The organism is Pontibacillus yanchengensis (assembly GCF_009856295.1).
Taxonomy (GTDB): domain Bacteria; phylum Bacillota; class Bacilli; order Bacillales; family BH030062; genus Pontibacillus; species Pontibacillus yanchengensis_A.
Window position 1 is genome coordinate 15,240 of the sequence record NZ_WMEU01000007.1, and the last position, 24,727, is coordinate 39,966.

The 24,727-nt window shown below is 39.9% G+C and carries 24 protein-coding genes; 5 read left to right on the forward strand and 19 right to left on the reverse strand.

Going from position 1 to position 24,727, the window contains the following annotated elements; all coding sequences use genetic code 11:
* Positions 1-134 precede the first annotated feature (134 nt).
* Positions 135-902, forward strand: a complete 768-nt coding sequence (locus tag GLW08_RS17810; RefSeq protein ID WP_160849994.1) for a rhomboid family intramembrane serine protease — start codon at positions 135-137, stop codon at positions 900-902.
* Between the two features lie 60 nt (positions 903-962).
* Here the strand turns inward: GLW08_RS17810 and GLW08_RS17815 are convergent, their stop codons facing one another.
* Complete coding sequence (locus tag GLW08_RS17815) at positions 963-1,232, reverse strand: hypothetical protein (RefSeq protein ID WP_160849995.1); 270 nt, start codon at positions 1,230-1,232, stop codon at positions 963-965.
* Positions 1,233-1,604: 372 nt separating this feature from the next.
* Positions 1,605-3,101, reverse strand: a complete 1,497-nt coding sequence (locus tag GLW08_RS17820; protein ID WP_160849996.1) for a DEAD/DEAH box helicase — start codon at positions 3,099-3,101, stop codon at positions 1,605-1,607.
* 219 nt (positions 3,102-3,320) lie between these two features.
* Here GLW08_RS17820 and GLW08_RS17825 point away from each other — a divergent pair, with 219 nt between their 5' ends.
* Entirely contained in the window at positions 3,321-4,232 is a 912-nt protein-coding gene (locus GLW08_RS17825) for a DMT family transporter (RefSeq protein WP_160849997.1), read from the forward strand.
* A 56-nt stretch (positions 4,233-4,288) separates the two neighbouring features.
* Entirely contained in the window at positions 4,289-5,143 is an 855-nt protein-coding gene (locus tag GLW08_RS17830) for a DegV family protein (protein WP_160849998.1), read from the forward strand.
* 312 nt (positions 5,144-5,455) lie between these two features.
* Here the strand turns inward: GLW08_RS17830 and GLW08_RS17835 are convergent, their stop codons facing one another.
* The 4 genes from GLW08_RS17835 to GLW08_RS17850 all read right to left on the reverse strand — a co-directional run bounded on the left by GLW08_RS17835 (position 5,456) and on the right by GLW08_RS17850 (position 9,000).
* Positions 5,456-6,745 (reverse strand): MFS transporter, encoded by a 1,290-nt coding sequence (locus GLW08_RS17835; RefSeq protein ID WP_160849999.1) that lies wholly within the window; start codon positions 6,743-6,745, stop codon positions 5,456-5,458.
* Positions 6,746-7,009: 264 nt separating this feature from the next.
* A complete protein-coding gene (locus GLW08_RS17840; protein ID WP_160850000.1) occupies positions 7,010-7,471 on the reverse strand; it encodes a YppG family protein in 462 nt (153 codons plus the stop codon).
* A gap of 407 nt (positions 7,472-7,878) precedes the next feature.
* Entirely contained in the window at positions 7,879-8,163 is a 285-nt protein-coding gene (locus GLW08_RS17845; RefSeq protein ID WP_160850001.1) for a glutaredoxin family protein, read from the reverse strand.
* Between the two features lie 204 nt (positions 8,164-8,367).
* Positions 8,368-9,000: an SDR family oxidoreductase gene (locus GLW08_RS17850; RefSeq protein WP_160850002.1), complete on the reverse strand. Its 633-nt coding sequence runs from the start codon at positions 8,998-9,000 to the stop codon at positions 8,368-8,370.
* A 150-nt stretch (positions 9,001-9,150) separates the two neighbouring features.
* Here GLW08_RS17850 and GLW08_RS17855 point away from each other — a divergent pair, with 150 nt between their 5' ends.
* Positions 9,151-10,248, forward strand: coding sequence for an SDR family oxidoreductase (locus tag GLW08_RS17855; protein WP_160850003.1), 1,098 nt, complete (start codon positions 9,151-9,153; stop codon positions 10,246-10,248).
* Positions 10,249-10,492: 244 nt separating this feature from the next.
* On the opposite strand, the gene abc-f is transcribed toward GLW08_RS17855, so the two are convergent.
* From abc-f to GLW08_RS17865, 3 genes are all read right to left on the reverse strand, one after another.
* Complete coding sequence (gene abc-f / locus GLW08_RS17860) at positions 10,493-12,355, reverse strand: ribosomal protection-like ABC-F family protein (protein ID WP_160850004.1); 1,863 nt, start codon at positions 12,353-12,355, stop codon at positions 10,493-10,495.
* Positions 12,356-12,579: 224 nt separating this feature from the next.
* Positions 12,580-12,699: an RAxF-45 family protein gene (locus tag GLW08_RS22290; protein WP_337193961.1), complete on the reverse strand. Its 120-nt coding sequence runs from the start codon at positions 12,697-12,699 to the stop codon at positions 12,580-12,582.
* 68 nt (positions 12,700-12,767) lie between these two features.
* The gene (locus GLW08_RS17865; RefSeq protein WP_160850005.1) at positions 12,768-13,235 is read right to left on the reverse strand and encodes a MarR family winged helix-turn-helix transcriptional regulator; all 468 of its coding nucleotides are present in this window, start codon (positions 13,233-13,235) and stop codon (positions 12,768-12,770) included.
* Positions 13,236-13,708: 473 nt separating this feature from the next.
* Here GLW08_RS17865 and GLW08_RS17870 point away from each other — a divergent pair, with 473 nt between their 5' ends.
* Positions 13,709-14,317: a class I SAM-dependent methyltransferase gene (locus GLW08_RS17870; RefSeq protein WP_160850006.1), complete on the forward strand. Its 609-nt coding sequence runs from the start codon at positions 13,709-13,711 to the stop codon at positions 14,315-14,317.
* An 83-nt stretch (positions 14,318-14,400) separates the two neighbouring features.
* Here the strand turns inward: GLW08_RS17870 and GLW08_RS17875 are convergent, their stop codons facing one another.
* The 10 genes from GLW08_RS17875 to GLW08_RS17920 all read right to left on the reverse strand — a co-directional run bounded on the left by GLW08_RS17875 (position 14,401) and on the right by GLW08_RS17920 (position 24,722).
* Positions 14,401-14,808 carry a FixH family protein gene (locus GLW08_RS17875; RefSeq protein WP_160850007.1) on the reverse strand — a complete coding sequence of 136 codons (408 nt, stop codon included), beginning with the start codon at positions 14,806-14,808 and terminating at the stop codon, positions 14,401-14,403.
* 70 nt (positions 14,809-14,878) lie between these two features.
* Positions 14,879-15,778 carry a YegS/Rv2252/BmrU family lipid kinase gene (locus GLW08_RS17880; RefSeq protein WP_160850008.1) on the reverse strand — a complete coding sequence of 300 codons (900 nt, stop codon included), beginning with the start codon at positions 15,776-15,778 and terminating at the stop codon, positions 14,879-14,881.
* 303 nt (positions 15,779-16,081) lie between these two features.
* Positions 16,082-17,584: an AMP-binding protein gene (locus GLW08_RS17885; protein WP_160850009.1), complete on the reverse strand. Its 1,503-nt coding sequence runs from the start codon at positions 17,582-17,584 to the stop codon at positions 16,082-16,084.
* Positions 17,585-18,532: 948 nt separating this feature from the next.
* Complete coding sequence (locus GLW08_RS17890; RefSeq protein WP_160850010.1) at positions 18,533-19,522, reverse strand: sodium:calcium antiporter; 990 nt, start codon at positions 19,520-19,522, stop codon at positions 18,533-18,535.
* A 170-nt stretch (positions 19,523-19,692) separates the two neighbouring features.
* Entirely contained in the window at positions 19,693-20,433 is a 741-nt protein-coding gene (fabG, locus tag GLW08_RS17895; protein ID WP_160850011.1) for a 3-oxoacyl-ACP reductase FabG, read from the reverse strand.
* Positions 20,417-21,343, reverse strand: a complete 927-nt coding sequence (locus GLW08_RS17900) for an alpha/beta fold hydrolase (RefSeq protein ID WP_160850012.1) — start codon at positions 21,341-21,343, stop codon at positions 20,417-20,419. The genes fabG and GLW08_RS17900 overlap by 17 nt, the downstream gene beginning before the upstream one ends.
* Before the next feature lie 257 nt (positions 21,344-21,600).
* The gene (locus tag GLW08_RS17905) at positions 21,601-22,626 is read right to left on the reverse strand and encodes a 3-oxoacyl-ACP synthase (RefSeq protein ID WP_160850013.1); all 1,026 of its coding nucleotides are present in this window, start codon (positions 22,624-22,626) and stop codon (positions 21,601-21,603) included.
* A 3-nt stretch (positions 22,627-22,629) separates the two neighbouring features.
* Positions 22,630-22,824: a hypothetical protein gene (locus GLW08_RS17910; protein WP_160850014.1), complete on the reverse strand. Its 195-nt coding sequence runs from the start codon at positions 22,822-22,824 to the stop codon at positions 22,630-22,632.
* Between the two features lie 12 nt (positions 22,825-22,836).
* Entirely contained in the window at positions 22,837-23,856 is a 1,020-nt protein-coding gene (locus GLW08_RS17915) for a branched-chain amino acid ABC transporter permease (protein ID WP_237458498.1), read from the reverse strand.
* Positions 23,853-24,722 carry an ABC transporter permease subunit gene (locus tag GLW08_RS17920; RefSeq protein ID WP_160850015.1) on the reverse strand — a complete coding sequence of 290 codons (870 nt, stop codon included), beginning with the start codon at positions 24,720-24,722 and terminating at the stop codon, positions 23,853-23,855. The genes GLW08_RS17915 and GLW08_RS17920 overlap by 4 nt, the downstream gene beginning before the upstream one ends.
* Positions 24,723-24,727: the final 5 nt, after the last annotated feature.

Sequence of the window (24,727 nt, forward strand, 5' to 3'; positions counted from 1 at the left end):
ACCACCTTTTCGTTGAATCTAAGCACATAAGATTTTGTGCAAGTACATAGATTTGATAGGCTATTTATAACATGAATTCGCATCATTCGTTGTATAATGATACTAACTGAAATTTACGATAAGGAGAACTCACTATGTTTTTTCGAACCGAATCGTTTCAACAATTTACTCGATCCTATCCTATTATTACCTTCTTAGTCGGACTTCATCTATTTTTATGGTTGATGACTGATTTTCTCGGCCTACCAATCTTTACACAGCTAGAGCGAACCGCTTTGGGAGTAAACCAGTATATCGCACAAGGTGAGTACTGGCGATTAGTCACACCGATTTTCTTCCATGCGGGTTTTACCCATGCTCTGTTTAATTCATTCTCTCTTGTTCTATTTGGCCCAGCCCTTGAGCAGATGTTAGGAAAAACCAAGTTTATTATAGCCTACCTTGGGGCTGGTATTATCGGCAACGTTGGAACATATTTCTTCGGACCTGATATTTACGCGCACCTTGGAGCCTCTGGAGCCATCTTTGGTTTATTTGGTATTTATTTATACATGATCTATGCTCGCAAAGATTTAATCGACCAAGCAAATGCACAAGTTGTCTTAACGATTGCAGTAATCGGTGTAATTATGACCGTTATTCGACCTGGCATTAATGTCTATGGTCATATGTTCGGCTTACTCGGAGGCGTACTCTTAGCTCCAATCGTTTTAGCTAACGCAAGACCCTATTCCCCATACCGTAACACTCCAACCCGAAAACGTTATACAGATACTGATATTGGCTTTGATCCAAATCGCTGGAATAAGCGTAGAGTCCCATGGAGAAAATTCTTACCGAAGCTCTTGTGGGGTGGGTTGATTATTTTAGTCTTATTAGGGTTATTGGGAAGAATAGTATGAATTAGAATAGAAAAAAGAACACCGACCAGCATATTGTTTGGTCGGTCTTCTTTTTGTAGATTACTGAGACTTATTGGATAATGCTGTTCTTAGACTTGATAAATCTTCTTTAAACGTTTTAACCTCATTTTCGGTTAACGTTTCTTCTCCGTAACGAACTTTTTGGTATAAGGCACCATCTGCATAAGGAGCATCTAGTCGCTCAAACCAATCTTCTATTGTTTCTGATTGCTTTCGTCCAAACCCTTTTTTATGGGCGAACGCTTCAAAATCAAAGAACAGCTGGCGTACAGGCTCATTAGGTTTATCCGTAAACCGACTTAAGGCCATGGAAACAAACAATTGCGGGAAGCATTGGAGCTTATAGCTCCTACCTCTTTCTCTGGCGGGAGTCTCCTTGTTCCACGGCCGCCTTTACTGTTGTTGAGATAACGGAAACATGGCATGGTAGAGTGACAGGAAAGCGAGTTGTTTCCAACAAACCCCTAATCCTCATTAAGTATCGGACCCAACCGATACTATCTCAAATTCAAGTCTTCGAGATTATGCCTCATAGTAACTATGACGATTCTCTATTACGTTCTTTCAACCCTAAAAAATAAAGGCATAAAAGAAGAGGTTGCCTCTATAAAGACAACCTCATTCCTATTGCTATATTTACCTGTAATTTCAAGAACGATTTGTTCGTTCCCACGTCCTTACTTAGCTATTGCTGTTCTGGTTACGTTTTTGCTGGTAATTACGGTTACGTCCACCGTTGTTTTTGTTGTATTGACCTTTTGGTTTATGGTTGCGGTTATAGCCGCCTTTGCCGCCACCTTTTTTACGATCATAGTTACGATTATCATTCTTCTTATTACCTTTTTGCGCTTGTTTTACGCTAATTGGAGATAAAGAAGTTAAGTTTACAGGAACATCTTTACGTTCTTTTGTTAGCATTTTTAGAGCAGCCGCAATGACAGTTGCAGAATCATGTTGAGCTAATAACTCATTTGCTTGTGCATAGTAAGCATCTAAATCCTCTGACTCAATAGACTGCATCATTTTATCGACTACAATTTTTTGTTGGCCTTTGTGAGCTTCATCAGAAGATGGAATAGGTAGACGTTGAATCTTCGTACCCGTTGTCTTCTCAATTAAGTGAAGGTGTGCCATTTCTCTTGGTGTAATAAAGGAAACAGCGTGTCCTTCATTACCTGCACGACCTGTACGACCAATACGGTGAACGTAGCTTTCTGGATCTTGCGGGATGTCAAAGTTGTAAACGTGCGTAACACCTGAAATATCTAGTCCACGTGCAGCTACGTCTGTTGCAACCAATACTTCCACTCCGCCACGTTTAAACTTTTTCAATACAGACATACGTTTACCTTGTGTAAGGTCCCCATGAATGCCTTCTGCACGGAATCCACGAGCACTCAGACCATCTGTTAGTTCATCGACACGTTTCTTTGTACGTCCAAACACAATGGCAAGGTCAGGTACGTGGATATCAAGCAAACGAGTTAAAGTATCAAACTTTTTCCCTTCATTTACTTCTACAAAGAACTGGTCAATCTTATCTACAGTCATTTGCTTGGACTTTAACTTAACAGTTTCAGGCTTCTTCATCATCTTCGTTGCAATCTCATGAATTTCTTTTGGCATGGTTGCAGAGAAGAGTAATGTTTGTCGCTGAAGAGGAATAGCGTTTAATATCGCCTTGATGTCTTCGATAAAGCCCATGTTAAGCATTTCGTCTGCTTCATCCAATACAGTCGTATGAATATTGGATAGGTTGATGGTCTTTCTACGAACGTGATCAAGCAAACGTCCCGGTGTTGCTACGACAATTTGCGGTTGATTCTTCAATTCGCGAATTTGACGCCCCATGTCTGAGCCACCGTAAACAGGTAGTACACGTACACCTTTGTATTGTCCCAATTTGTTTAACTCTGTCGCCACTTGCATCGCAAGCTCACGTGTAGGGGCAATAACTAAACCTTGAGTCTTTTTAAGATCCTGATTGATCTTCTCAATCATTGGAATCCCGAAGGCAGCTGTTTTTCCTGTACCCGTTTGTGCTTGTCCGATGACATCTCTTCCGTCCATCGCGATCGGGATTGTTTGCTCTTGAATTGGGGTAGCCTCTTCAAACCCCATCTCTAGAACTGATTTTAGAACTGATTTGGATAAACCTAATGAATTAAATGTTGTCACTTCTATTTTCTACTCCTTTTCGTTTCCTTTACATTGAAAGAAAAACACGTAAAAAAAGCCATCCTCACAGTTGGAAGAGGGCTCTCGGTACGAATGATTTAAATTTATTTTACCACATCACAGTAAAAACATCAATTCCTATAAGTTTAAAGTACCTTTTCCTTTCTATCAATGATAAAATAAGGAAAAGCTACACATGTGAACGGAGGTGGGTTACTATTGGAAAAACCACCATTTAATCCCTATATAGCAATTGTGATTGGAGTACTTTCCGTCTCCACTGCAGCGGTGTTTGTAAAACTAGCTGATGCAGCCCCTGCTTCTATTATTGCCAATTATCGTTTATTATTCGCAGTTTTATTAATGACTCCATATGTTCTTCTAAAAAACCGACATGAATTCGCAAAAATCACTAAACGAGATTGGTTACTAGCTAGTATATCAGGATTATTTTTAGCCTTCCATTTTATACTATGGTTTGAATCGCTTAATTTCACTTCTGTAGCTAGCTCTGTAGTACTCGTCACCCTTCAACCAATCTTCGCTTTTCTTGGAACGTATCTGTTCTTTAAAGAGCGCTTTACAGTTGGAGCAGTCCTTAGTATGATAATAGCCATTACAGGGAGCACCGTTATTAGTTGGGGTGACTTTCAAATAAGTGGACAGGCGTTTTATGGTGATATGCTAGCCTTACTAGGAGCTGTCATGGTAACAGGTTATTTTTTAGTTGGGCAGAATGTTCGTAAACGGTTGTCTTTAATGACCTATACTTTCCTCGTCTATGGCATTAGCTCATTGACGTTGATTCTATATAATCTTTTAACTCAACAACCATTCGTTGGGTACCCACCTGATCATTGGGGCATTTTCTTGGCTCTTGCTATTATCCCAACCTTCTTTGGACATACATTGTTCAATTGGGTACTAAAATGGGTAAGCACATCGACGATTTCCATGAGCATCGTTTTTGAACCAGTTGGAGCATCAATCCTAGCCTATTTCATCTTAAACGAGACAATATCATGGTCACAATGGCTCGGAGGAACGGTTGTAATATTGGGATTAAGCTTGTTTGTTTTTAGTACATCCCATAAATCAAAAGTTAAAATCACTCACAAACTTGATACGTAAGTTCAAAGGATTTCCATCAAACATGGACCTTAAAATAGAGAAAAGCAGGTGATGTTGTGCATATTCAACTAATAACAGATGGTGGTTCAGACCTTCCACCTCATCTAATCGAAGCCTATAACGTTAAAATTGTACCACTAAATATTCACTTCGGTGAACAACAGTATGTAAGCGGCGTTGACCTAGATATACAAACCTTTTATAAAAAAATGAAGGAAGAAGATGAGCTTCCTCGCTCATCTGCTCCTAGCCCCTATGCATTCTATGAAACCTTTAAAGAAATAGATCCTGAGAATCCTATACTAATGTTAGCTTTATCTAAATCCTTAAGCACCACTCATGATAATGCCATTATGGGTAAGGAGATGCTCCTTGAGGAAGAGCCTGAGCGTACGATTGTTGTATTGAATACCAAAACTGCAACTTCAGGTATGTCATTATTAATAGACGAAGCTGGTAAATGCGTGAAAAATGGTATGGAATTTGAACCACTAGTTGCTCACATGGAAGAACGAATTGAACAAACGACTACGCTATTCATCTTACGTACTGTGGAGAACCTAATTAAAGGCGGTCGACTTGATCGTTTTAAAGGAGCCATTGCTAAAACGTTAAACATTAAGCTGCTCATGAAAGCGACCGATGAGGGAGAAATTGATGTGGCGGAGAAAGTACGAGGAAACAAAAAAGCAATGCGTCGTTTTATAGAACAAATAGGAGAGACGACGACAAACTTTGAAAATAAAGTCATCTCCCTTTCCTATAGCACTACAGAAGATAAAGCCAAAAAACTTCTACAAGAAATGAAAGAACGCTATGCCTTTAAAGATTCCATCCTAATGGAAATGGGTCCTTTATGCGCTACCTACGCTGGAGAAGGCGGCTATGTTATGTCATTTTTTGTAGACTAAAACGGATAATTTAACGGTTAAAGGCTCCTGTTACTTCTAGTCACAGGAGCCTTTTTAAATTGCTTTTGTTATTCCACAATCGTCCTATTATCTTGAATACTTGAGTTCGAGATAATCTGGATTAGAGATATGTTTTCGTTTTGTTAATTAGGAGAAAAGATGGGCCGGGAAATCACTCGCTTTCCTGCGGCCCTACACGATGTAAGATCGTTCGACGTTTTCACACGATATGACGGTTTTAGTCGAACTTCATCTGGATCGATTCGCATCCTAGGGCAAAAATCGTGCCCTTCGATTTTGTGTACCTTTCCTTTACGCAGAATGATACGCTTCATAAGTTGGCTTAGGGGAAAGTAAAGAAAAGATAGCTGCGATAAGTGGGAATATCATCATGATCCAAATAATTTGTTGATATCCTCCAAACCAATCATAAAACAAACCAAAAGGCAGTGGACCAAAGGCTGAGCCTACCACCATAACAGTCTGGGCTAACCCTTTAATACTTCCCAAATATTCTCGCCCAAAGTAGTTAGGCCAAACAATATTTAACACGATACGTTCAAAGCCGTTCACAAGGCCCCACATCACACCATATATGACTGCACCAGTCCACGAACCTACTTGCAATAACACGAGCAGTGCAAAGATATGCCCCACAAATGTAATAGCTAACAAGTAATGCACAGATATACGGTCGACAAGGTATCCAACCAAGAACGTAACTGGGAAACCTACAAACGCCATGAGAGAAAGCACTAGAGCAGCCACCTCTTTTGTAAGGCCCTTCCCTTCTGCAATGGATACCATATGGAACGTAACACCCGTGTTAACTAGAGCAGGAACACTAACACAGAACAATATTAGCCAAAAAGCTCTAGTTTTCATCGCTTCCCGAAGGGTCCAACTCTTCTCATTGATTTCTACATTGGGATTAGCATCCATTTCATCTGAGGACTTCTTTTTAGGATTTCCATCAGGAACTTCTCCAATATCTTTTGGTTGATTCCGTACAAAAAAGTAAACTAGAGGGACAAATACAAGAAGTAAGAGAATTCCCCAGAACAACCAAGCATTTCTCCAACCGAATACGTCGATTAACCATGTGTTAAGTGGCGGTAATAGTGCAGAACTAACAAATCCTCCTACCGCCATCACACTTAATGCTCGTCCTCTCTTTGTAATAAACCATTGCGGAACAAGCGTGTTAGGAATAAGTGTCAGAGATCCTTGACCAAATAAACGAAGCATGAAAAACCCTAAAAACATCATGACAGGGCCTACAAGAAAGCTATTCCAAAAACAAGCCAGGGCCAATAACCCTCCTACAACAGTTAACATAAGCCTTTGCCCAACTCGATCTACAATTCTTCCTACTAAGAACAACGTAAAACCCGCACAAAGCGTAGCAGTGGAATAAAGGCCAGATACAAGCGACCTAGAATACTCAAAATCTTCTATGTAATGCTCTATAAATATAGAGATAGAATATGTTTGCCCAGGGCCTGAGAAAAAGACACTCAATCCCGCAAGAAACACAACCATCCACCCATAATAAAAGGGAGTCCGAACTGGGGGATTCCCTACTGAATCTGGTTGATTCATGGTGACCATCCTTTCTTTATGTATTGATTTGTTCTTGTATTAACTACTTTTGATTGAGCACACGATTACATACCATTAGTTTAATTTTATCACATAAAGAAAAGCTTAAGGTGCCTTACTCTACCCTTGAGAGGCTTAGAATCCTAGAGTATGGGCGCTGTAGCAGGACGTGGCCTTTACATACAACATACACTTGTTGTACTCAATCAAATTTTTATAACATTTTCGATTAAAACAAAAAACCTCTCAGAATCGGAGAGAGGTTTACAATCCTTTCATAAACGAACCAAGCCCTTTAACGAGTGGAGAGAATTGATTAGCTGTATTGGCTACTTGCCCCATTGTCGAAAGCATTTTATCCAAATCCAATTGTCCGTTTTTATCTTGGAAATAATTCATAATCCCTTTTGGAGTAGCTTGTTGATTTTGTTGCGGATATTGCTGTTGCAAAGAATAATATGGATTCCATTGATTTGGTTGAGGGGGCTTAGCAAATTGCTCGTAAGGTGTTTGGAATACTGGTGGCCTTGGCTGCTCTTCTTGTGCAGGTTGATTGGGATATGGTTGAAAAGGTTGTTGTTGGGGATATTCTCCCATACTCATTGGCATAAACGGTTGATCTTGAGGATATTGTTGCGTGAAAGGCATTGGTCCAGGGCCAGGCATCGGCCTCTTTCCATGATATGGTTGGGCATTTCTTTGGTGCATAGGGTGCATAGGGTGCATAGGTTTCCACCTCCACATATTGGCTATTTCACCTATAGCCTATGATATACCTTCAAAAAAAGTGCTTTCCTACCAAGAATAAACTCAGGGCGCCCGTTTAGCGACGTATATGCTGCGGCCTACAGGATGTAGGTCAGTTCGATGTTGCTGCACGATGAAGAGGTTTTAATCGAACCTCCTTCATCACAGAACTTCCCCTTGAATCCTTAGGAGATAAAGGAAACACAAAAACATGCGTGATTCGATATTAACTTATCGTGGGGAAGCGAGGGAAGCATACTATTCGCTGGGCGCTGGCTGGACGTGGCCTCTATAACTTACTTAGTTATGCACAAGCCAACGTTTTTATAATTTCCTAGACAACAAAAAAAGCAAGAAGGAATCTCCTTCTTGCTTTTACTTTAGATTTAATTTTGGTTGCTTAATGTTCTTTGACGAATATAAGAGGAGACCTCATCAATTCCTAAATACTTCTTTAATTTTCTTTTCTGAAAACCTAATACCTGTTGTCCATCAATATAGGTAACAGGGGTCCCATAAACACCCATTTCCTTCATTTCAATATAGAAATCAGCATTTTGAGAGATGTTTTTTTCAGTGAATTCTATATCCCATTCACGAAGAAGTTCAAGTACTTTTGTACAATGAATGCATCTATCACTCGTATAAACCACTACATTATACTCACTCATCGTCCTCCCCCTTTATCCATTATATAGTTCATTTTGCTCATAATAACATGATACAATCCTTTTTCAAAACAATAGTTATCATTTCCCCATGCTCCCCATTAGTCAAACTGCTTTTTTAGAGGTGTAAAACATAATTGGCTTTTTTCCTAAAAAAACCCTAACTCAACAGGAGTTGAGTTAGGGTTTTCTTGCTTTATTGCTAGCTTACTTGGCAAACATTTCTTCAATCTTATGATCACCACTTAAAAGATCAAAGCTTATTCTTTCAAGGTGTGGAACAGTCAATACGTGTGCCAGTACACTGGCTACATCTTCGCGCGGGATCGTTCCTCTTTGATTGATTGTCTCATTTGCATAGACTTTGCCATTACCAGCGTCATTCGTTAGCCCGCCTGGCCTTACAATTGTGTACACCAGGTCTGTATGACGTAAGTACTCATCTGCACGTCCCTTAGCATATAAATAGTGCTTCAAAGCTGAAGGACCTATTTCCGGACGATTGGCTGCAATTGAACTTAGCATGACGTAGCGTTTGACACCAAACTCTCTTGCTAATTCCATTGATTTGATAGCAGCTTCTTGGTCAATAATAATCGTCTTATCAGCCCCGGTATGTGGACCAGAACCTGCGGCGAAAATGACAGCATCTATATTATAAAAGGCCTGACGAAAATCACCTTGTAAATCTGCCAAAACCGTTTGTACATTCCGCTCTTCGAAATAGGGAATTTGGTCCGTGTCCCTAATCATAGCCACAGGGTTATGTCCATATTCTTTCACTTTATCAACGACATGCTTACCTACTTGCCCATGAGCACCAATTACAAGTACATTCATAGCTATACCTCCTTTGGAATTACACTATTATAGAGTTCCCTCCTCCTCACAACAATAAACAATTGAAGGTGTAATGATTCTCCCAAGCAGGAATATAGTAGAACATATCGAAATCATTAAGTATGACTTGTTTGTACAGGAGGTAACTACATGAAAAATGTTTACTTTTTTACAGGTTTTCCAGGTTTCCTTACGAGCTATTTAATCGAGGAATTAATCAAACAGCAAGATTCTATTGGAAAAATTTACCTTCTCATTTTACCTGCAACCAAAACAGAGAGTGAGAAAAAAATTGAAACCATCTCACATAACCATAACGTTTCCAATAACGTATTTGAACTTGTGACCGGTGACATCACGAAAAGGAACATAAACCTAGACTCCTCAACTTCCGATAAAATCCTCTCTACTCTCACCCATGCTTATCACCTTGCAGCTTTATATGATCTATCTGTGCCACTCAAACCAGCATATCAAGTAAATGTACAAGGAACACAGTTCTTAAATGAATGGTTAAGAGGCGCAAAACAATTGCAGCATTACACATATTTTAGTACGGCCTATGTATCAGGAAAGCGTACTGGCGATATATATGAACATGAGCTAGATCACGAATTTGGATTCAAGAATTATTATGAAGCTACGAAATACCAGGCAGAACGGCTAGTACAAGCCGAAAAAGGTCATCTCCCAGTTACAATTATTAGACCAGGTATTGTTGTTGGCCATTCCCAAACAGGCGAAACCGCTAAGTTTGATGGTCCATATTTTTTGTTACACCTTTTTGATCGTCTTAAGTTCCTGCCTTCTATTCCGTATTTCGGCAATGCCAATACGGAAGCTAATTTCGTACCCGTAGACTTTATCACTAAAGCTACTATCTACTTAAGTCATCAACAAAGTACAATTGGACAGACTTATCACTTAACAAATCCAAACCCGAATAAAACACGAGAGGTCTACAAAATGCTAATGGAATCTCTACTTGGACAGTCACCACAATATACTTTACCCATTCATGCTGCCTACGCCTCATTAACAATTATGCCTATAAGAAAGTGGCTAAACATTCAGAAGCAAACGCTCCCTTACTTCACACACGATTGTCACTATGACACCTCTGCCGCTGTACAACAATTACAAAATTCCGATATCACTTGCCCTAACTTTGAAACCGTCATCCCCTCCATCATCAAGTACTACCGCTCACACAAAGACGATGAAGCAAAACGAATCAAGATTGTATAAAGAAAAACGCAAGCGCCCGCTTAGCGACGTATGAGCTGCGGCCCGTACGACGTGGATTGGTTCGATGTTGCTGCGTGACCCAGCGTCGTACAGAGGTGAGGGAAGCACACTAGTCGCTGAACGCTGGAGCTAGACATGGCCCCCTATCCATATTAAGTTATACACAAGCCAACATTTTTATAGTAAGCTAGACACTAAAAAAACCTTGGCACTCTCCTATGAGTTCCAAGGTTTTTCCTTGTAATTACTCTTCTAACAACCACTTTTCATACAATTCTTCCAATTCCTTCTCCAACCGATTTGACTCTTCTTGAGCATTCATTAACTCTTCAACATCCGCCATATGAACCATTTCTTCTTTGGTGTCATTAATTTTCTTTTCTAACGATTGAATCTCTTGTTCATAATCTCTTGTTGTCTCTTTTTTCTTAGCCTGCTTTGAAAAAGAACCTTTCTTAGAAGTATCGTGCATCGACTCTTCTTTTTGTTCTCTTAAAGCCATAAGCTTATGTTTCGTTTCGTCATAACTTCCTTTATAACGGTATAATTTTCCGTCTTCAAGGTAAGCTGTTTCAGAGAAACATTTATTCAGAAAATAACGATCATGGGATACACAGATCACTGTTCCAGAGAACTGATTAATGGCATCCTCCAACACTTCTTGAGAATCAATATCTAAATGATTTGTTGGTTCATCAAGAATAAGCAAATTCACATTTTGGTGCATGAAAATCGCTAGCTTCACTCTCATCTGCTCTCCACCACTCAACTGGTGAATCTTTCTGAAGACGGCATAACCAAAAAACATAAACTTCGCTAAAATTTGCCTAGCCTGTCCCTCTGTCACTCTCACTTCCTCACGAAAATAATCAATCATTCTTAGTGTAGGATCAACTTCAAATAATGGCTCTTGGGGTAAATATCCCAAATGAATGCTAGTTCCTACTTTCACAAAACCATCTGTCGGTTTCTCTTTATTTAAGAGAAGATTCAGCAAGGTCGTTTTCCCTGCACCATTTTTCCCTATAACGGCTAGCCGTTCCTTATATCGCAAATGTAAATCTAATCCTTTTAATACAGGCTTACCGTCGTAATATTTAGCGACATTCTCTGCTACAATGACATCCGTCCCACTTCGCTCTTCTGATGATAGAGATAAATCCATCCGTTTTGGATCTAATACTGGCTTTTCGACTGTTTCCATTTTCTCTAGCGCTTTCTCCATGCTTTTGGCTTTACGGAATAGCTTCTCACTCGGCGGATTGGCTTCATTCGCCCATTGTCTAAGACGTTTAATAGCCTCTTTCATTTTCTTAATACGTTTCTGTTGCTCTTGATAGGCTTTGAACTCGGCTAACAACTTCTCTTCCTTTTGCTGAACATAAGAACTGTAATTGCCCTGATATAGTTCGATTTCACCCTGTTCCAAATCTGCAACCTTCGTCACGACCCGATCAAGAAAATGTCGATCGTGTGAAATGATACATACAGCACCTTCATACTGCTTCAGGTGTTCCTCCAACCATTCAATTGCCTCAATATCCAGATGGTTTGTAGGCTCATCCAGTAGCAAAACATCAGGACTTTCTAACAAAATTCTCGCCAAACCCACCTTCGTCTTTTCCCCACCACTCAACTGATCAAAGCTGTGTTGTAAAAGAGTATGAATGTGTAGACCATGAGCTACTTTATCAATTTGCGACTCTATCTCATACCCGCCAAGACGCATAAATTCTTCTTGTAACTTTCCATACTCCTCAATTGCTTTTTCCATGTAGTCTGGGTCTTGCATTTTCGCTTCTAATTGACTCATAGATTGCTGAATATCCATCAACTCGGCAAAACTATTTCGTAAAAATTCATACACTGTCTTTTCCTCTATCTGAGGTATTTGAGCCAAGTAGCCAATCTTGGTATTTTTCTTTATATATAATTGCCCATCATCCATGGATTCCATCTGGGTTATTAATTTAAATATCGTTGTTTTCCCCGTACCATTTCGCCCAACAAGACCAATTTTGTCGCCAGCTTGTATATCAAAACTTAAATTCTCAAATAATACGTTTCCTGCTAGTATTGTTTTTATATCTTTTAAAGTAATTAACATTTTTGTTCCTCCAAATCATTATTTAAAGAAAAGCCCGAGTCATAACTCTCCAAGCCTTGAGCTTGCCACGACAATAAAAAAAGCACAGAGATCTCTCTAATCTCTGTGCCTCGTCGACATACATCGATAAGAATGATTAGAAAAACCACACGCTTATAGTCGTGTGGCAGTCCGAATCATTCATCGCGTTTTCTTTAGGTTAGATGAGAGATTTCCACACATGGTTACTGATTTAATTGCTTAAAATTGGACAGACGTATCCCGTCGGCAACAAAATCATGCGTTTGCACACGATTAAAATATACAGAATGACAATCAACCATGTGCTTTTCCATGCGTAACATCTCTACATCCACCTCCTTTAATGATTTGATTATTTTTACTATATCATGAAGAAACTGTTCTTTACAATCTATCGTTCCATTTGATCAGCATATACGCCCAGTTTCTTTAACAACGGAATCATTTGTTCCTTTTCTTCCTGTGTTAATCCACCTGTGATTTCTTCAATTTGCTTCCAGTGGTCAGGGAAAATTTCATGTAGCACGTTACGCCCATCCTCTGTAATAGCAGCATACGTAATACGGCGGTCCTTTGGACAAGGCTTCCGTTCTAGTAAGCCTTTCTTTTCAAGCTTATCTACTACATACGTAATACTTCCACTAGCCAAAAGTATTTTATCACCAATTTTTTGGAGTGCTTGGTCACCTTGGTGATACAGCAATTCCAACACACCGAATTCTGTGGGATTTAACCCTTGCGTCCGAATATCTTCCTGTACTCGATCTGAAATAGCTCTATATGCTTTTGATAACACAACAAACAGTTTCAGTGATGGATCTTCTTTCTTTTGATGATAGTTTTGTTCTTCTTGATCCATTTTTCTCAGCCTTTCTATTCAATAACTTCACCTTTCGTATAAACAAAAGTATAGCTAGATTTTCAATATACTGTCAAACCCCTAGAGAACCCTGGAATGTCTTCTTAATGATATTTATTTTTTCCGTCATGTGTACCTGTCTTACAAAAGTCTCGATGGGTGGGTTTTCTCTAGACCATATGATAAGAAATTCCCTTATACTCGTTAAAATTCCCTACAATGTCCAATAATAATCCTACTGTTTAACAGCTTGCCACCATACATTCACTTATCCAGTACAAGTATATCACTTAGCGTCTGTGGATTTAATCGTAACTTATAATAATGGCTAACGTAAGAAAGATGGACCTTTGTATTACAGCATATCACACCACATTACCTTATGATTCATGGTCGACCTTCTTTTGATGTTGTGCGTTCTATGTCATAATTAACGTTATACATATATAACCTAGAAAGCGGTGGATAATACGATGGAAGATACAGGTGAACGTGTCATTCCCGAATATATGAAGTCCTCTAATAAATTGTTACTTGAACATATGGCTCGCTATCAATTTGCATTACCTTATGTACAAGGTCGCGTTTTAGACCTTTCCTGCGGAGCGGGGTACGGTACACATATGATGGCCAAAGAACGCAAACATGAAACGGAAGAAGTTATTGGGGTCGATATCGATGAAGAGGTTATTCGCTACGCAAAAGGAGCCTATCATCACCCAAAATCCTCCTTTAAAGTCTTGAATGCAGTCGATGAAGACCTTCCAGAAAAACTAGGAACATTTGACACAATTATAAGCTTTGAAACGTATGAACACATTAAAGAAGAAGAATTTCTCTTGCAGAATTATTATCGTTTGTTAAAACCAGGAGGTACATTACTTGTATCCACCCCTTTTGGAAAAGGCAGAGGAAAAGAGTGTGGCTCTCCATTCCATGTCCATCAATTAACCCCTGATGAATTTCATGAATTATTTACAGATTACCGATCTACTGAATTTTTCTATCAAAAGGGAGTATTGATTGAGCCACCTCGTGAAAGTGTTCATTATCCACTTGGCATAGCAGTATGTACAAAATAGAGGGGCTGAGTTCCTCAGCCCCTCTATTTTTGTATAGACCTATATAGTAGCCCATACGTCGCCAAACGGGATCTTGCGCCTTTCTATTCATCTGTGTTTACATCTCCTACTTCAACCGATTTTTGAACCTTTTTTTGCAAACCTTGCGCTGTAACGCTTACAGCCACATTGTATACGCCCTTCTCTTCAAATATATGCTGGACGGAGTACATCCCCTTACCTTGCATTTTACTTTCACGCTGTTGACGTTCAGTAGAACCTTGTTTCCATAATTCAAATTTTACTTTTTCTACATCATTTACCTCTTCTCCACCAATCGTTACTTTGGCTTGGAGAGTACTAACTTCTCCTGATTTTATATCTTCTGGCACTGTCATCACTTGCACTTCCATATGTTTCGATTCATTAGCCTCTCCACTAGAAGGTTTACTTTCACATGCTGCTAAGAACAACATAAGCAACATCATCCCCAAAAACATTCGATTCTTCATATATTCGTTTCTCCTTAGAATAGATCGTTAATCGTGTTGCGCACGTGCATGCTTGCTTTAACTAAATAATCTACTCAGCATTTGGATGGAATAGCATTTTTAGATGATTCGGAATAAGTTCAATAGAATCAGGGGTGCTGCTATTGATTTCGCCATCTGAATCAATTTCCATCTGCTCCTCAGTTTCGATTTCTACACGCTCTCCTTGGATATGGTAAAGTTCTTGATATTTTTTGTTATCTGGAGAATTCATTGTAAGTAACTCTCTGAATGAAGTAAGAGTAGAACTCTTCACTATCAATATGTCAAATTTCCCATCATTAAGAGATAAGTCCGGTATTGGAACCATTCGAGTCCCAATATATCTACCATTTAACACAAGCACCACCACCGCTTGATCATTAAATGCTGTTTCTCCGTCGACGGTAATTTTATATTTGAATGGATTCGCCTCATTCATGCTCTTCATAGCACTAATAAAATAGCTCAAGACACCAAATCTATTTTTTTGTGCAGAATCAACATTGGTGGAGGTCTCAGCCACTAACCCAATCCCCCAGAAGTTTGTGAAATAATGATCTTTCGTTTTACCAATGTCAACATAGCGTTCATCTCCATCTACCAACGCTTGCGAAGCCTGATATAAATCTTGCGGAAGCCCAAGCATCCTTGCATAATCATTGCAAGTTCCCCCGGGTAACACCCCTACCACAGGTCTAGAATCTAAATCTGCTAATGCATTGACCGTATCATGTACTGTTCCATCACCACCTAAAATGAACAATACCTCTACCTTTCTTCCATACTCTTTACACTTTTCGATCATATCTTCTCTACTTTGAGTTTGGAGTACCGTTAAGCTTTCAACATTTTGAGCTAGTGTTGGTATCGTTTGGGAAAGTTTTTGTTCTAGTTTTCCTGCACCTGCATTCCCGTTATATATAAAAGCACCCCTGCTATATCTTGGCACATCTCTCACTCCTCATCCGTACAAAAAGGTCCAATTGTATAATTGCCTTTCTCACGGTGATTAAAACCTTATACAGGAAAAGCTCCCCCTCACTTTTGGAATAATATGTTATACCTTGTTGATGTGAAGAAGATCAAACGGACACTCCTTGCACCGTTGAGGGGAGGAGCGTGGTAATTTATTAGCGGGATTTGAATTTTATGAACGACCCACCTTTTCTAAGAAAGGATGAGGTAAAAATTATACCGCTTCTTTAATACCCCTTATTCACTAAAAAAGCATATCTACTGTGAGATATGCCTTTCATGAAACAGAATATTGTTGTAACAACCCTTTTTTATCAATCTTCCCTACGTCCGTTTTGGGCAAATCAGGAACGATCAGAATCGTCTTAGGGATTTTATAACCAGCCAGTTTATATTTACAATATGCCCTTAGTTCATGTTCAGTAACGCGCGATTTATCATGTAACGACACAAATGCCGTCACTATCTCTCCCCACTTTTCATCAGGAATTCCCACCACCGCTACCTCATTTACGCTTTCATGAGACTCAAGCCAATGTTCTATTTCTAACGGATAAACGTTTTCTCCACCTGTAATGATCATCTCTTTCTTGCGTCCAACAATATATACATAACCTTCCTCGTCTTGTCGAGCCAAATCTCCAGTATGAAGCCATCCATCCTTCCACGTTTCGTTCGTAGCATCTGGCCTATTCCAATAATAGCTGAATGTATGCTTCCCTTTTAATAATAATTCTCCCACTTCATCTGCCTCTGCATCCTTACCATCTGATGTGAGAATCTTAATATCATTAAAAATCATCGCTTTTCCGACAGAACCTTTCTTCTGATAGGCCATCGATGGATCAATATAAAAATTGTTTGGTCCTGCTTCCGTCAAACCATATCCTTCCTTAAATGGAAGCCCCTTTTTAGCAAAAGCTTCATAAACACCATAGGGACAAGGCGCACCTCCAGATAAAAACACCTTCATAGACGAAAACGTAGTATGTTCAAACGCTTTTGTCCGTACCAACATGTGGTACATCGTTGGGACGAGCAAAACAATGGTACATTGATATCTGTTTATATCTAACACAGCCTGCTCTGCATCAAATGAGGATGAAAGAGCTACTTTTCCACCAGCCATCAATACAGGCACACTTAATGCGTTTAATCCACCCGTATGGAACATAGGTAAACAGGTAATTGTACAATCACCGCGTCCTAGGTTCCAGCTCACGATTGTATTAAGTGCATTCCACATGATTGATTGATGGGTCAGAACAGCTCCTTTTGGCTTTCCTGTCGTACCGCCTGTGTAAATCATTGCAAGCGAATCCGCCTCTTCTACCTCATCCATTGCTTGTAAGGTAGAAACCCCTCCTGTATCCAGGGCGTCCAAATAGTTATTGTTCTCAATATGAATAAGTGGGGCAAACGCTTCATACCAATCTTCATTACCTTGAAAAGACCTATGGAGTCCTATAAAATGTAGGTCAGCATCGCGTATAACATAGGAAAGTTCCTCTTGGGATAGCCGCCAATTCAATGGAACAAAAATGGCTCCCAGCTTCATGCATGCAAACAGAAAATCCATATAACTAATATGATTAGGTGCTAACAACCCAAGACGATCGCCTTTACTTATCCCTTTGTCTTGAAAAAAGGATGCTAGGCGTATAGCTCGATTATTCAATTGTTCAAACGTCCAAGACTCCCCCGTATCTGCATCTACAATTCCAACAGCATTCGGGTATAACCTAGCACGACCCTCAATCCAGTCCAATTCACACTTCACACCCATCTCTCCCTGTACGTGTTATCGTACTCCCATCATAACCAACCAGAGTTACAACAAAGTTACACTCAACCAAATCGGCATTGGCCATCTAGCGCGTCGCCAAAAAAACGAGCCAACTACTAAAGAATTCTCTCCTTAACAATGGTGTTAATTATTTATGACAGAAAAATATAGTAAGGTAAGTTATTCAACAAACGAGACATAATCGTGAAGACTTGACTTCGAGATAATTTGGTGATCGCACAGAAAAAGTGATGTACCCGTAGATTTAGTTAGAATAAAGGTGGCCGTGGAACAACTCGCGTCCTGCCGGCGAGCTGGTGAGCTACCGCGCTCAGGGGATCTCGCCCACCTCTTTCTCCGACGGGAGTCTCCTTGTTCCACGGCCACCTCCTGCGATGTTGGGAGAAACGGAAACATTGCGAAGTTAGAGTGGTTGAGGTATTTGAATAACTTCTGACGGTCTACACCCTAGTAAGTTCTAGTATAACAATTGGTTCATAACAAAAAATTCTGTGGCAAGAAAGCAAATGGACATTTAGGTCGCTGTTTGTAAAAAATAAAGTTTTATTTGTCCGTAAGATATATCCAAAGAGGGTTTTCACTAAAAATAAGGGCTTATATGTCCTTTCGGCAGACACACAACATTTGGCCGCGGGTCCGATAGCCATTACCCGGCTGGGGGTGAAGGGGAACTACGAGACTCCCGCGGGAGAAAGAGGTTGGTAAGAGCCCTTAGGGAGCAAAGCGACTGAGAAGGCTCCCCAGCTCGCCCGCAGGAAAGCGAGTTGTTTCACCGTAACCCCCTTCCACTTTTCAAATATCGAATCCATCACCTTTTGAATATATCTCGAATTCAAGTCTTCAAGATAATGAGGCGATAATGGAATATTATAGCCTAAACAGAAAAAAGCATGAGTTTCTTAAACTCATGCTTCGAACTATTTATTTCATTTGGTACACCGTAAATGTAGCTACAAAATATATAATTACAATCACTGTTGGGGGAATAACATACATCATGGTACTCCTCTTTTGCTTACGTGTAATGCTGTATAAAATAATTAATACTACAATGATAGATGAAACGCTTGTTACGATGTTTGACGCGCTTGCATAATCAAATAAATTATTCTTCAGGTAAATAGCATCCGTAAACGATAAGAGCATGATGTTAAATGCGTTACTTCCTAACAAGGAACTAACCCCCATGCTATAATTCCTCATGCGCAATGCGGTAATTACGCTAACCGCATCTGGTAGCGAGGTGCTGGCTCCAACTAGAAAGGATCCTACGAATGAAGAACCAAGACCTGTAATTTTAGCAATCTGGTCAGCTGATATGGTTAAGACAGAACCAATAATCATAATCAAAACAGCACATACAATAAAACGATACAATACTTGTTTATAGGAGTAATCATCGTATTTTTCATTTTTACGCTTTCTTCGCTGCACTTTTTGTTCTGTTCGACTATTAACCCATTTCACACCTAAGAAATAAATAAGTACTAACACAATGGAGTTAAAACTAATGTTAAACAACGGTGCAGGTAAACTTAAGGAAAGTCCTGCAATAACAATTAACGTCATAAAGACGACTAGATATATATATAGTTTGCTTCCATGATCGGTACGACCCATAATCTGATGGTTGCGGTAGATAATATCTAATATTGCTAGTGCTAACAAATTAAATAAGTTACTCCCGAGTAAATTTCCTATTGCCAAATCGGGACTATCAATAGATATGGCTGTCACACTCGCAGTTAGTTCTGGAAGCGAAATTGCTGCTCCAATAACAATTCCCATAAAAGCAGAACTTGTTTTTGTTTTTTCACTTACACCATCCCCAAACATAGCCAAACGACTTGCTATAAAGTAAGTTGCGATTGCTGCTACGATAAAAGCCGCAAATACAAGTATATTATTCATAAAATTAACCCCTAACGATGTAATCGGACTTTATTCCATTACCTTTCGTTAGAATTTATAAACTTGATGAAATAAACCTAATATTATTTTCATATATTTCTAGTTACTCATGGACATAATGACCCAGCTACTTTCATGGATTCTATTAATCATATTAATCATTCATGACCCTACATCATTATCCCGCCATCAACATGTAGCACATGCCCATGTACATAATCTGATTCATCTGAAGCCAAAAACAAATAAGCGTTGCCTATGTCACTTGGTTTTCCTAATCGTTGCATCGGAACTTGCCCAACTAACTGCTGGATTACTTTGTCTGGAACTTCTTCCACCATTGCGGTTTCCGTGAATCCTGGAGCAACCGCATTGACATTAATGCCTTTACGCCCTAGCTCTTTTGCCCATGTCTTCGTTAAACCGATTAATCCTGCTTTGGCTGCGGCATAGTTGGATTGCCCAACATTTCCATATGTACCTGAAACGGAAGAAGTATTGATGATTTTTCCTTTTCCTTGTGAAGTCATGGTTTCGAGGACGGATTGAGTACAATGGAATACGCCAGTTAAGTTCACATCTATTACTTGTTGGAATTGCTCTGTTGTCATCTTTGAAAGCATGGCGTCCCTTGTTATGCCTGCATTATTTATTAATATATCAATACGACCAAAACGATTTTTCACACTTTCAACCATTGCATCTACACTATCACGCTCTGCGACATTCACTTGAACAAACATCACATCCCCATGCTGACTCTCCAATTCTTGCACCCTTGCAACTCCTTGTTCCTCATCATAATCAGCCAGTACTACATGCGCTCCTTCCTTCACGAAAGACCGCGCTGCTTCCAACCCAATCCCATTTGCCGCTCCGGTTATAATAGCCACCTTATCTTGTAGTCTCATCTGTCTCATACTCCTTTTCTTCTAGAAATTTTTCCATGCTATTTACAAGTCCCTCAATATCATCAACAAGCGGAGAATGTCCGTTTCCATGCAATGTCTTAAATGTGACGTTACCCCCGATGTCTTCGATAATTTCATCTGTCATATTTTTCGTAATGACTAAGTCTTGATCCCCCGATAAAACCAATACTGGTATTCGAATCTCCTTCGCCTGATCCGTTCCTTGGGTCAAACCATTGTGATACGGACTAATATTAAATATGTTTAACGCCTGGTACACTTCTGCTAGATTACGTTGCGTCATCATGTCGTCTACATATTCTTCATACCGCTTCGGTTCTGGTTGTCTATTCCGATAGATCAACATATTCCACATTGTCTTCAGAAAATCTCGATCACCAGCGTCATATGCTGTTTGTACGGCAAGCGTTTTTCCTTTATCTTCTTTCACTTCTTCTAACGTCTGTAACCGATTGGACGTATCAGGCAGACCATCTTCCCCTGTAGCAAAAAACGGATACCCTCTCGTAGAACCTGAAGCCAACAGAAGTAAGCGATTACAATATTCCGGATAATCTACACAAAACTGCTGACTAACAGCCCCACCAAGTGACCATCCCACCATTGCGAATTGCTTCAATCCGATTGCGTCCACAAATTCTTTCACATCATCTGAAAAATCTTTAATAGATGTGATGGAAGTTATATACGTAGATGCTCCGAACCCGCGCAAATCAATTGCATAAATTTTATATCGACTACTCATATTTTCCAATACAAGATCCCAGTGCTTAGAAGATGTCATGTTTCCATGAACGAGTAAAATCGGTTCTTCTCCACCTTCACGCTCCCTAAATGCGATTGTTTCACCATTTGGCAGTGACACTTTTTTCATTACACTCATCGTCATACATATTCACCCTTTCTAGAATCGTGGTTCAATACTTTCAACGCTATCGGACGTCCTGAGCTTTTGCCACGTCCAGCTTCAGCGCCTAGCGACTAATATGCTTCCCTCGCCTCCGTACGATAAGTTAACATTGTATCACGCATGTTTTCGTGTTGCCTTTATCTCCTACGGATTCAGGGAATAGTTCGATAAAGAACGCTACATCACGTAGCAACATCGAACCAACCTACGTCGTGTAGGCCGCAGCATATACGTCGCTAAACGGGCGATTGCGCTTTTGGTTTACCCCATTCAATAACTGTAGCTCCCCAAGCGTAGCCAATACCTGCACTTACTAATACAATGATGTCACCGTCTTTGATACGCCCTTCTTCTTCAGCAAGCTCAAGCGAAAGAATCTGATCGATTTGCCCAATATGACCATAGTTTTCTAGATAAATAGATTGTTCGAGGGTTAGTCCAAGCTCCTGTAGTACATATGCATGTGCTGAACGCTTCATGTGAAGCATTGCTACATAATCAATATCCTGTTCGGAGTATCCACTTTTAAATAATGCCTGTCGAATGACATGAAGAAAGTTTTGCATGGATTTCTGTTCCAACCGTTTTTTCATTCCTTCAGGATCGAGTACATCAAGTTCATATTGGTCCATGTTGTATATCGTTAATGGATTCTTTGTTCCTCCCGCTACTACCACTACATCCTCTGAAAAAGAACCATCACTCATTAGAGACGATTCACGTACTCTATTCTGATTATGTCCACGTTTGAGAACGATGGCTCCTCCACCTGCTCCAAGGTTATACATAAAACGAGTTCGAGGATTGTGATAGTTTATGAAGTCACCATTTCGATATCCTCCTGCAAGCAAAACTGTGTTTATATCCTCATCAGCAAGCATCATACTTTTAGCTACTTTAAGAGCCATAATCGTCGTCCCACAACGCATGGCTACATCGAAAGCCCAGGCATTTGTAGCTCCTACCTCTTCTTGAAGCTTAATCCCAGCAGTCCATAACGGATATTCCTTATGCTCTTCTCCAATATACATAACTACATCAATGGTAGACGGGTCCATTTCTGCCTTCTCTATCGCTTTATGAGCAGCTCTAACACCCATTTCACCTGTATGATCTTCTTTACCAGGAATAGGTTTTTGTTTGATTCCCATTTTCTCTTCCACAACCTCTAGAGGTAATCCTGCTTGAATCGCAATTTCTTGTGAAGTCATGACAGATTCTGGGATGTATATTCCTGTACTTATGATACCAATAGGGTCCATCCCTCATCCTCCTTTGTGAAACACCTCATCCTCTTGGTGTAATGCGTTTTTCATATAATCCGACGCTTCATCGAAACTTTCAAAGGTAACTTCCTCTCCCCTTTGGACGTGCGTTACTTTAATGCGATAACACAAATCTTCACCAGCGTTTATAACGGTATGACACCGAACCACAAATGAGGCAACAGGTTGATTCATATCCATCCCTCCTTAGCTAGCTGCTTCATTTTTATCTTTTGTCTGCCCTTTCCCTTGCTGCTTTTTGTACTTTCGTTTTATCCAAACCTCTTGCAATGTTCCGACTATGCCTCTTGGGAAAAAGATAACGGCTAAAATGTAAACAATGCCAAATAGTATAATCCAACGCTTAAAGATCCAATGAACGTCAGCTAAGTCCGATAGCCAATGGTGAGCAAATTCAATGATACCTGCTCCAATGATAGGTCCAACTAACGTCCCTACACCTCCTATAATCGTCATCAGCAATGCATCTAATGTGACATCTGTTGCAAAAACACTAGTATCAACAAATTGTAAGGACAATACATATAAAACACCTGCAATACTAGCCACAATTCCTGAGATCATACTTGCAATGACCTTGTAGTACATAATGCTGAATCCAATAGATTCGACACGTTGCTCGTTTTCTCGAATCGCCATCAGAACTTTTCCCACTGGCGATTGAGTAAATCTCCGTACAAGGAAGAAGGAAACGACGAGAACAGCTAAGCATGTTAAATACAAAGCGGGACCACTTGTATCCATAAAAATATCAGGAACCATTAGTACAAAGCCTTCATTTCCACCAGTTAACGAGCGCATTTTTTCAGCAGCGACCATAAATAATCCAGCAAGTGCTAAGGTCAACATTGCATAGAAATGACTTTGCAAGCGAAGCGTCAGCACTCCAGCTATAAAACTAACAATTCCTGCTACCACAACTGCAAGCAGTGTTCCCAGTAATAGATAAAGGAGCGTGGCTTCATTTTGATTCAAGACAACGGCAACACTATAAGCACCTATACCAAAAAACATAGCATGACCAAAAGATACAATCCCTGTAAACCCAAGCAACAAGTCATAACTCATTGCAAAAATCCCGAAGATAAACACCTGCATTACTAAAGAAAGAATAATCCTGTCATCATACACAAAAGGCAATACAGCTAAAAGCAAAGCAATTAGTAAGTATATGCCTGTACTTCTTCCCATCCCTAACTTCATCATGCGGCCTCACCCTTTCCACCAAACAACCCTTGCGGTCGGAAAATGAGAACAGCAAACATGAGAAGCATATTTACAGCTAAAGAGAGCTCAGAAACGTAATACGCCATAAAAGCTTGAGCCATTCCGACTAAAATAGCTGCTAATAAAGAACCTGTAAAACTTCCCATTCCGCCTATAACAACAACGATAAAAGCAAGTATGGCAAATTCCATGCCCATTTCTGCATAAATCACACCGGAATATGGAGCTAATAAGACTCCTCCAAGTGCCGCCATAGCAGACCCAACCATAAAGACAAGCATGAAAACAAGGCGAATATTGATTCCAAGCGATTGAACCATTTCTTTGTTCATCACACCTGCACGTACAATCAGACCAATGCGTGTTCGCTTTAAGATAAAGTAAGTTATGCCATAAACTAATGCTCCGACCAAAATAATAAAGATACGATACTTTATAAAAATGACATCTCCGAGTTGCCAACTACCATCAAGGTAGGCAGGTGGTGCAGCTGATTTTTGATTGGGACCAAAAACGACCTTCAGCATTTCTGACAACACGAGCATAAAGCCTAATGTAATCAATATCTGCTGGACGTGGTTGCCATACACTGGTTTGATGATTAACCATTCTGTTAGTGCACCTAATAACAAACCCGTCACAATCGCACCAAGTATGGCAACCAAAAAACTACCTGAGATATCATACATCCATACCCCGCTATAGGCTCCCCATGCAAATAGTCCTCCATGGGCAAAATTCAATACATCCATCAACCCAAAGATAATGGTAAGCCCAGCAGCCAATAAGAAAATCAGCATACCTGTAGCTAAGCCATTTATAGCCAAATTAAAAAATAAGTCCACGTATT

What these genes read in the sequence shown, in the direction of transcription:
- GLW08_RS17870 (WP_160850006.1), top strand. Translation starts at nt 13,709, where the DNA reads ATGGAAGATACAGGTGAACGTGTCATTCCCGAATATATGAAGTCCTCT.
- GLW08_RS17900 (WP_160850012.1), bottom strand. Translation starts at nt 21,343, where the DNA reads ATGACGATGAGTGTAATGAAAAAAGTGTCACTGCCAAATGGTGAAACA.
- GLW08_RS17840 (WP_160850000.1), bottom strand. Translation starts at nt 7,471, where the DNA reads ATGCACCCTATGCACCCTATGCACCAAAGAAATGCCCAACCATATCAT.
- GLW08_RS17835 (WP_160849999.1), bottom strand. Translation starts at nt 6,745, where the DNA reads ATGAATCAACCAGATTCAGTAGGGAATCCCCCAGTTCGGACTCCCTTT.
- GLW08_RS22290 (WP_337193961.1), bottom strand. Translation starts at nt 12,699, where the DNA reads ATGTTACGCATGGAAAAGCACATGGTTGATTGTCATTCTGTATATTTT.
- GLW08_RS17865 (WP_160850005.1), bottom strand. Translation starts at nt 13,235, where the DNA reads ATGGATCAAGAAGAACAAAACTATCATCAAAAGAAAGAAGATCCATCA.
- GLW08_RS17905 (WP_160850013.1), bottom strand. Translation starts at nt 22,626, where the DNA reads ATGGACCCTATTGGTATCATAAGTACAGGAATATACATCCCAGAATCT.
- GLW08_RS17910 (WP_160850014.1), bottom strand. Translation starts at nt 22,824, where the DNA reads ATGAATCAACCTGTTGCCTCATTTGTGGTTCGGTGTCATACCGTTATA.
- GLW08_RS17845 (WP_160850001.1), bottom strand. Translation starts at nt 8,163, where the DNA reads ATGAGTGAGTATAATGTAGTGGTTTATACGAGTGATAGATGCATTCAT.
- GLW08_RS17850 (WP_160850002.1), bottom strand. Translation starts at nt 9,000, where the DNA reads ATGAATGTACTTGTAATTGGTGCTCATGGGCAAGTAGGTAAGCATGTC.
- GLW08_RS17875 (WP_160850007.1), bottom strand. Translation starts at nt 14,808, where the DNA reads ATGAAGAATCGAATGTTTTTGGGGATGATGTTGCTTATGTTGTTCTTA.
- GLW08_RS17815 (WP_160849995.1), bottom strand. Translation starts at nt 1,232, where the DNA reads ATGGCCTTAAGTCGGTTTACGGATAAACCTAATGAGCCTGTACGCCAG.
- abc-f (WP_160850004.1), bottom strand. Translation starts at nt 12,355, where the DNA reads ATGTTAATTACTTTAAAAGATATAAAAACAATACTAGCAGGAAACGTA.
- GLW08_RS17890 (WP_160850010.1), bottom strand. Translation starts at nt 19,522, where the DNA reads ATGAATAATATACTTGTATTTGCGGCTTTTATCGTAGCAGCAATCGCA.
- GLW08_RS17855 (WP_160850003.1), top strand. Translation starts at nt 9,151, where the DNA reads ATGAAAAATGTTTACTTTTTTACAGGTTTTCCAGGTTTCCTTACGAGC.
- GLW08_RS17810 (WP_160849994.1), top strand. Translation starts at nt 135, where the DNA reads ATGTTTTTTCGAACCGAATCGTTTCAACAATTTACTCGATCCTATCCT.
- GLW08_RS17915 (WP_237458498.1), bottom strand. Translation starts at nt 23,856, where the DNA reads ATGATGAAGTTAGGGATGGGAAGAAGTACAGGCATATACTTACTAATT.
- fabG (WP_160850011.1), bottom strand. Translation starts at nt 20,433, where the DNA reads ATGAGACTACAAGATAAGGTGGCTATTATAACCGGAGCGGCAAATGGG.